We start from the raw sequence: 9043 nt of genomic DNA, 5'->3' as shown, positions 1-9043 counted from the left end.
CCGAAACGTGCGCGCTGCGCGGAGCGGCCTGCGCACCCGGCGATGCGCTGCCCGACGGCTGCGCATCCGCGTCGCGCAGGCATTGCGCGAACGCGGCGGGCGTCGGTTGCGCGAGCACCCAGCGCAGCAACCGGTCGAACGGATGCGCGTGCGCGAGCGGTTCCTCGCCGCGCAGCCGCGACACGAGTTGCGCGATCAGCAGCGAATCGCCGCCCGCGGCGAAGAAGTCCTGATCGGGCGTGACGTTGCGCGTATCGAGCACGGCTTCCCACAAGCCGATCAGCCGCGCCAGCAGCGGATCGGCGGCGGCCTGCGCGTGAGCCTGTCGAGCAGCCGCCGGCTCCGGTTCGCGGAGGTCGGCGATGCCGGCCAGCGTGCGGCGATCGATCTTGCCGTTCGCGGTCACGGGCAGGCGGTCGAGCACGCGCAATTGCGACGGCACCATGTAGCCCGGCACGCGCTCCGCGACGCATGCCAGCAGCGCGTCCGGCGCGATGCGCGCCGCACCGCGCTTCACGTGCGCGAGCAGGATGTCGTAGCCGAGTGCGTCGAGCGGCGTGCCGGGTGCCACGCAACCGAGCGCGCGATCGCCGCCCGTCTCTTGCAGCCATTCGAGCCACTGCGCGCGCGGCACGAACAGACGCGCCGATTCGACGCGCGCGTCGTGCGGCGTTTCCATCATCAACCCCTGGCTGATGCTGATCTCCGGATGCTCAGTCGTCAGTTCCTGGATCACCCACCACGCATCGGCCGCCGACAGCGCACGCAATCCGGCGACCAGCGCGACCGTGTCGCGTGCATTGTTCAGCGCGCCGGAGCTGATCGTGATGTCGATCGAATGCGGCGCAATACCCTGCGCGTCGAGCGCCGCGTTCATGTCGAACCGCTCGAACCGCATCCACGGATACGCGGCGAAGCGCTCGCGTGCCGCCGCGAGGAAATAGCTCGACACGTCGCTGAACAGGTAGTCGATCCGCGCGCCCACTTCGACCAGCGGCGCGAGCGCGTCGACGATCGCCCGCGTCGCCGCGGCCGTGCCCGCGCCGATCTCGAGGATGCGCCACGGGCGCTGCGGCTCGCGCGCGACGATCGCACGCACCGCCTGTGCCATTCCGTCATGTAGCGCCCGCGCATGTTCGCCGTCGCTGTACATCGCGTCGGCGATGTGCGACGCGCCTTCCGGGAACATCAGGCCGGCGGGCGACACGGTGCCGTCCACCTGCACGTCGATGCATCCCGCGCTGTCGCGGAAGTAGTCGACGAGGACAGCCGGCCACAGATCGGGCGACGCATCCTGCGCAAACGCGTCCCAGCAGGCATGCGCATCGGCATGGCCGGCATCGGGCCGCCTGCGCCAGCCGCCTTCGGCATCCGCGTGCAGCACGCCGTGCCGGTCAAGCATCGCCAGCCAGTGACGCAGCAGATGCTGTCGCGCCGCCGGCACGCGCAACCGTTCGCACAACGTCGCGAAGTCCGTCGCCGCCTCCTCGGTCAGCGCCCCTGCCGGCACGATCCACGCTGCCAGCGATGCAACGCAGGCCGCTTCGAGCCGGGCAACCGACCGCGCCACGTCCGCATGCGCGGGCCAGCGCGCGGCGTCGAACGCCGTGCGCACGTGCGCCGCGATCTCGTGCAGCGCGTCGTCTTGCTGCGGCGGCTCCGCGCCGTGCAGCGACACGAAGCTCGCGAGCCGGCGCTCCGTGCCGTCGCCGAGCACGATCGTCGCGGCCGCGCCGACGAGCGGATGCGCGGTCAGCGCCGCATCGATCTCGGCCAGCTCGATCCGGTAGCCGCGGATCTTCACCTGATCGTCCTGCCGCCCGAGGAATTCGAGCGAACCGTCGGCGCGCACGCGGCCGAGATCGCCGGTGCGGTAGAGTCGCCGCCCGTCGCCATGACGGATGAAGCGTTCCGCCGTTCGCACGGGATCGTTCGCGTAACCCGTCGCCAGCCCGACGCCGCCGATATGGATCTCGCCGCGCACGCCCGGCGGGCACGGCCGGCCGAGCGCGTCGAGCACCTCCATCGTCTGCCCGGTCAGCGCGCGGCCGTAAGGAATGCTGGCCAGCTGCGTGTCCGACGGACGGATCGGATGCTCGATCGACCAGATCGACGCCTCGGTCGCGCCGCCGAGGCTGAACAGCGCGCTGTCGGGCCAGCGCCGCCACCAGCGGGTGGGCAGCGTCACCGGAATCCAGTCGCCCGACCACAGGACGCGGCGCGGGCCCGGCACATCGAGCGCCGGTTCGCTTTCGACGTAGTCGATCAGCATCTGCCCTTGCGCGGGAACCGAATTCCACAGCGTCACGCGATGGCGCGCCATCAGCGCGGCCCAATGCGACGGATCGTTGCCGCGCGCCGGATCGGGCAGCACGATGCACGCGCCGCGCGCGGTCGCACCGAAGAAGTCGTAGACGGACAGGTCGAAGCTCAACTCGGCCAGGCCGAGCACCACGTCGCCGTCGCCGACTTCATGGCGCGCGCTGATGTCGGCCAGCGTGTTGCACACGGCCGCGTGGCTCAGCATCACGCCCTTGGGTTCGCCGGTGGAGCCCGACGTATAGATCACGTACGCGAGTGCGTCGCCGGCGATATCGCGCGCGGCGCGCGGCGGCCATTGCGGATCGACCGGCACTGCATCGACATCGATGCGCACGCACCCGTCGTGTTCGAACTCGAGCGCCTGCACGCTGACGACCGCACGCACCCGCGCATTGCGCAGGATCGCCTGTTGCCGCAGCGCCGGCTGGCGGCTGTCGACCGGCACGTACGCGGCGCCCGCCTGGACGATCGCGAGCACGGCCACGAGCTGGTGCGCGCACTTCGGCATCAGCACCGCGACGGTATCGCCCGCGGCGACGCCGGCCTGCTCGAGCGCCGACCGCAGCGCCGCCGCGTGCTGCGCGACGTCGCGATACGTGCGCGCCCCCTGCGCATCGATCACCACCGGCGCGTCGGGCGTACGCAACGCCTGCGCGGCGAAGCCGGCCGCGATGTGCGTATCCGCATCCGGATGGATCCCGGCGGCGGGCGCAGCGGACGGCAGCACGATGTCGCCCGCGCGCGACCACCACGCCGCGTCGGCGGCGAGCCGGCCCAGCAGGGCGACGTACGCGTCGAACATCGCCGCGGGCATCCCGTCCGGAAACAGGTCGTCACGCACGTCCCAGCCGATTTCCAGGCCGCCGAACTGATCGGTCACCTGGCAGTCGAGCCACACCTGCGGCGTCTGGCTGATCATGTAGCGCGGCGGCTCGGCGCGGGCCGCGTGCTCGCCGAGCAGCCGGCCGACACTGCCGATGCCGCTCGTGAACACCACCGGCATCAGCGCCGCATCCTTGCCGCGCCGTCGCGCGAGTTCGCGCATCACGTCGACACCGGTAAACGCACGATGGTCGAGGTCGTCGAACATCCGCGCGCCGATCGTGCGGGCACGCTCGACGAAATCGCGCCCGTGCGTCGCGTCGACCGCGAGCAGGCTCAGCGCGGTGAAATCGCCGAGCACCGCGTCGATGCGCGGATGCACGGGCGGCCGGTTCAGCACCGTCAGGTTCAGGCAGAACGCGGGCGACTGGCTCCAGCGGCCGACGACTTCGGCGAACGCAGCCAGCGCGACACTCGCCGCGCTCAAGCCGAAGCGGCTCGCGTGGCCGCTCAGCGCGGCCCATTGCGCACGATCGAGCCGCGCATGCCGGTGCGTGAAGCGCGGCCGTGCGCCGGACGGCATCGCGGGCACCACCGGCAGATCGGGGCGCGGCGGCAGATCGTCGATGCGCGCAAGCCACCACGCCTTGTCGCGTGCATGATCCGCGCGCGTGCCGGCATGGGCTTCATTGACGACGTAGTCGCGGAACGTCGCGTCGAGCGGCTCGGGCTGCCACTGCGGGTCGTCGTAGCGGCGCCGCCATTCGGCGAGCAGCAATTGCAGGCTCGCATAATCGATCAGCGTGAAATCGACCGACAGGTGCAGCACCGCACCGTCCGGCCCGAGGCTCACTTCCGGCTGCAGCACCGGCCAGCGGTCGAGCGCGTGCACCGCATGGTCGAGACGCTCGCGCACGCGCTTCACGTGCGCGTCGAATGCATTCGCGTCGGCATCACGCAGGTCGTGCACCGTGAGCGGCTGCCACGGCACGTCGGGCAGCACGCGTTGCCATGCGTTGTCCTCGACGATCGCGCGCAGCATCGGATGCCGCGCGACGCACGCGTTCCACGCCGCCTCGAAGCGCACGCAGTCGAGATTCGCGGGCTCGCCGTATTCGACGTACAGATGGCACGCATTGCCGCCGAACTCGAACGATTCGTGGCGGCCGAGCACGTACGCGGCCTGCACCGGCGTCAGTGCGAACCGCTCGTGCCGGCGCACCGGATCGCAGCGCCATGCGCCGTCCTGCAGGAAGCGGACGAACGCGTCGCGTTCGGCCTTGATGCGCGCGGCGAGGTCCGCATCGAGCGCACCGGCCGGCGCGCGATAGCGCAACTGGCCGCCGTCGTCGCACCACAGTTCGATCTGGCGTTCGCGGCAAAGATCGAGCACGTCATCGAAGCTCACAGCACGCCCTCCTCGATCGTCGCAACCGGCGTGTCGCCGTCGGCCTGCGAGGCTTGCAGGGCCGGCGCGGCCGGTGCGGCCTCGTCGAGCTGCGCGGCGAGACCCGCGAGCGTCGGCTGCCGGTAGAACGCCGCCATCCCGACCCGCACGCCGAGCCGCTCGCGCAGTTGCGCGAGCAGGCGCGTCGCGAGCAGGCTGTCGCCGCCGAGCGCGAAGAACGTCGCGTCGCGCGCGTTCGCCGGGCGGCCGAGCGCGTGCTCCCAGCATGCGAGCAGCGTCGCCTGCCGTTCGTCGGCCGGCACGAATGCATCGTGGGCGGCCGGTGCGTCGCCGAGCGCGCGCGCGAGTGCCTCGCCCACCGCCCGCCGGTCGATCTTGCCGTTCGCGTTGAGCGGCCAGCGCGCGATGCACCACAGCGCATCGGGGCGCATCGCGTCGGGCAAGCGGTCGCGCAGCCAGTCGGCCAGCGCCGCTTGCGCGGCCGGTTCGCCGGTACGGCGCGCGTCGATGCACGCGAATGCGTTCGAACGCCAGCTTCGGGAGTCGAGCGCAAAACCGCACGCATGCGCGGCGGCGGCGATCGCATCGGGCGTGAACGGCCGCGGCAACGACGCATCACCCGCCACGCTCGCGACGAGTTCACGCAGCGGCGAGTCGCGCAGCACGTCGGCGAACAGCAGGCGGCCATCCTGCGCCAGCAACGCTGCCGCGATCCGGAATGTATCGCGCGGGTCGTCGCGCAGATGCGCGGCCGCGCAACTGATCACGCAATCGAATTCGCCGAGATGCCGCGCGGGCAACAAGCCGTCCTGCATCGCCTGAAGCGCGGGCCTCGTAAGTGTGAAGCGTGCCTGTGCGGTATGCAGCAGCCCCGGCGACACGTCGAACAGCGTCACGTCGAAACGTGGATCGTCGAGCACGCCGAGGCCCGCTTCGAACCATTGCCCGGCGCGGGCGTCGACCACCGCGACCCGCAGCACACCCGTGCGTGCAGCGGCCTGTGCCTCCAGCGCGCCGGCAAACTCGCGCAGCGCGCGGGCGCCGTCCGGCAAACGCGTCGCGAACGCAAGCGGTGCCACGCACGGGTCCAGCGGGACGCGCTGCGCGGCGGTATCCGGATCGGCTGCGAGCGCGCGCAGCGACGCCATCAGATCGTCGAGATCGGTTGCATACCAGTCGAGCCGATCCAGCGCACCGTCGATGGAGATCGACGCATCGCCTTTCGCGTGCCGGTGCGCACGCAACGACGGCGGCAGGCCCGCGCCGCCATCGAGCAGCCGATCGGCGACGGCGCGCGCAACGGCCGCTTCCGCCTGAACCGTATCGGCCAGGTCCGCCTCCGCGAGCGACGACGGCGCTGCATCGGCAACGCAAGCGGCAACGCAATCGGCCGGCACGAACGCGGCGACGATGCGCGCAACTTCGCCATTCACGACACTCGCGCACGCACCGTCGATCTGCGGATGCGCGGCCAGCGCGACCTCGATCTCGCCCAGTTCGATCCGGTGCCCGCGCACCTTCACCTGGCGATCCTCGCGCCCCAGGAATTCGAGCGTGCCGTCGGGCCAGTAGCGGCCACGGTCGCCCGTGCGATACCAGCGGCCCGACGCGTACTGCACGAAGCGCTGCGTGGTCAGCTCGGGATCGTTGCGGTAGCCGCGCGCGAGACTGTCGCCGCCGATCAGCAGTTCGCCCGGCACGTAATCCGGCACATCGCGGCCGTCGGTATCGACGACGCGATAGGCCTGCCCCGGCAACGGCCGGCCATACGGAATCGAACGCCAGTGCGGCGGCACGTCGCGCACCGTCTGCACGTTCGACCAGATGCCGGCCTCGGTCGCGCCGCCGAGCGCATGGAACGCACATGCGTCGCCGCACCGTTCGCGCAGGCGCGCCGGCAGGTCGAGCGCGATCCAGTCGCCGGACAGCAGCGCCGCGCGCACGCTGCGGCATGCGTCGGCCGCGGCGGGCACCGCCAGCGCCATTTCGAGCAGCGCGGGCGCCGAATTCCACAGCGTCACGCGATGCTGCGCGATCAGGTCGATCCAGCGCGCCGCGTCGCGCGCATCGTCCTGGGTCGGCAGCACGAGCTCGGCGCCGGCACCGAGCACGCCGAACAGGTCGTACACCGACAGGTCGAAATCGAGCGCCGATACCGCGAGCAGCCGGTCTTGCGCATGCACGCCGAGCAGTGCATCGATCGCGTCGATCGTGTTGAGCGCCGCCGCGTGCGTCATCTCGACACCCTTCGGCACGCCCGTCGAACCGGACGTGTAGATCACGTACGCGGTGGCCTGCGGCGCCACCGCGAGCGGCGCGGCCAGCGGCGCATGTTTCATCAGCGATGCAACATCGAAACGCGGCAGCGGCGCATCCGCGTGCGCCGTGTCGCCGATCGCGGCCTTCACGCCGGCCGCGCGTTCGATCAGCGTCTTGCGCGCGGCCGGCTGCGCAATGTCGAGCGGCACGTAACACGCGCCGGCGGCCAGTACGCCGAACACCGCGGCCACCTGTTCCGGCCCGCGCGGCAGACTGATCTCGACGGCATCGCCGTGACCGATGCCGGCGGCACGCAGGCCACCCGCGATCGCCAGCGCCTGCGCGGCCAGTTCGCCGCGCGTCACCACGCGCTCGGCGCACCGCAATGCGACGGCCGCCGGCTCGCGCGCGGCCGATGCAAAGAAGTCGGCATGCAGCGTGCGCGGCCGCGCGGGAGCGGGCACCGCGTTGAGCGCATCGCGCACGCGTCGCTGCGCGGACGGCAGCTCGACCGCGATCGGCAGCCGCCAGTCGCGATCGCACAGCGCCTGCACGAGCGCGACATACGCGCCGAACATCGCATCGACCATCCCGTCGGGAAACAGGCCGTCGACGCTGTCCCATGCGAGCAACGCGCCGTCCGGCACGCGATAGAGCTGGTGATCGAGCCACACCTGCGGCGTCTGCGAAATCATGTCGTGCAGATCGCCGAACACGCGCGCGAATGCGTCGGGCACGAACGGCGCGTCGCCGAGATTGCACGAGAACACGACCGGCGCCGCGCGCGGCGCACCCTGCCTGCGCGCATCGCGCAGCACGTCGAGCGCCGGATACGCAGCCTGCGCGATCGCGCCGTGCAGCCGCTGCTGGAACGCGCGTATCGTGTCGGCCGCGCTCGCGTCGGCGCGCACGTCGCATTCGACGAGCAGCAGCGTCGTGAAATCGGCGATCACGCGGCCGAGATCGGGCGCATCGCCGTGCCGGTCGAACAGCGGCACGTTGAGCAGGAACGCCTGCCGGCCGCTCCAGCGCGCGAGCACCGCGGCGAACGCCGCACCGAACACCGACGACAGCGTGACGCCATGCTGCGCGGCCCGCGCCTGCAGGCGCGTCAGTTCGGCCGTGCTCAGCGTATGCGTGACGCGGCTGAAACGCGGCGCGCGGATCGTTTCCGGCGCACGGGCGAGCGGCAGCGCCGGCCCTTCCGGCAGTGTCGCGAGCCGCGCCTGCCATGCGTCGCGCGCCGCGGCCCGCGCATCGCGCGTATCGGCCGCGCGACGCGCGAGCCAGGTCGGAAACCACGTCGACGGCGCGTCGGGCAACGCCGACGGCTCGGCATACGCGGCACCGATCTCCTGCATCAGCAGCCGCACGCTGTCCACGTCGGCCGCGAGCAGGTCGACGCTCAGCCACACGCGATCCTCGCCGCCGGGCATCTGCGCGAGGCCCATCATGAAGACCTGCGCGTGCTCGACGTCGAGACATTCGTGCGACCGGAACGCGCGCAGCGACACCCATTCGGTTTCCGCTTCGGCGAGCGTCCGGTCGCGCCAGTCCGCATGCGCGAACACCGGCGCCTCGGGTGCCGCGACGATCTGCTGGCGGCCGCCGGCAAAGCGCGCACGCAGCATCGGATGGCGTTCGCGCACGAGTCGGCATGCCGCGTCGAGACGAACGGGATCGATCGCGCGGCTGCGAAACTCGAGGAATGCGTGGCAGCTCACGTTGCCGAGCACTTCACCGTCGCCGCGGCCGAGCCAGTACGCCTGCTGCACCGCGGACAGGTCGAACGGCGCATGCACGTCGACATCGCCCCCCTCGGCGGCCTCGACGTCGGGCGCCGCGGATGCGCCGCGCGGCGCATTCGCGAGCAGCTCGGCCCACGCGCCGAGCGTCGGCGTACGCGCGAGCGCATCGAACGTCAGCGCGTAGCCGAGCCGGTTCACGCGCGTCTGCAGATACATCAGCCGGATCGAATCGAGGCCGCAGCTCAGCAGGTCCTCGTCATCGTCGAGCGAGGCGATTTCGTCGACGGGCTCGTCGAGCAGCGCCGCGATCATCGCGACGAGCTGCGAGCGAAAGGCAATGGGAGAAAAACAGGAGGGATCGGAATGATCGATGGTTGAATCGACAGCGGTCTGGCTCATGGGCACGCCTTGTATGGGTCGTTCGATGGCGGATCCGCGCGGCGGCGGCCACCCGTGAATGAGAATCTATCTCATTCACGCCCAT

Annotated in this window: 2 protein-coding genes; both read right to left on the bottom strand. The window is 71.4% G+C overall.

Going from position 1 to position 9043, the window contains the following annotated elements:
- Positions 1-4552: non-ribosomal peptide synthetase (locus DPV74_RS08295; protein WP_205571897.1), on the bottom strand; the 4552-nt coding region annotated here is incomplete at its 3' end.
- Positions 4549-8958 (bottom strand): non-ribosomal peptide synthetase, encoded by a 4410-nt coding sequence (locus DPV74_RS08290; RefSeq protein WP_119336955.1) that lies wholly within the window; start codon positions 8956-8958, stop codon positions 4549-4551. The genes DPV74_RS08290 and DPV74_RS08295, both read right to left, overlap by 4 nt.
- Positions 8959-9043 lie beyond the last annotated feature (85 nt).

This window comes from Burkholderia sp. HAN2018 (assembly GCF_024704855.1).
Classification (GTDB): domain Bacteria; phylum Pseudomonadota; class Gammaproteobacteria; order Burkholderiales; family Burkholderiaceae; genus Burkholderia; species Burkholderia cepacia.
This window is presented reverse-complemented; position numbering and strand designations above follow the sequence as displayed.

Bases quoted from the DNA above. Each gene is read 5' to 3' on its own strand.
- DPV74_RS08290 (WP_119336955.1), bottom strand. From the start codon at position 8,958: ATGAGCCAGACCGCTGTCGATTCAACCATCGATCATTCCGATCCCTCC.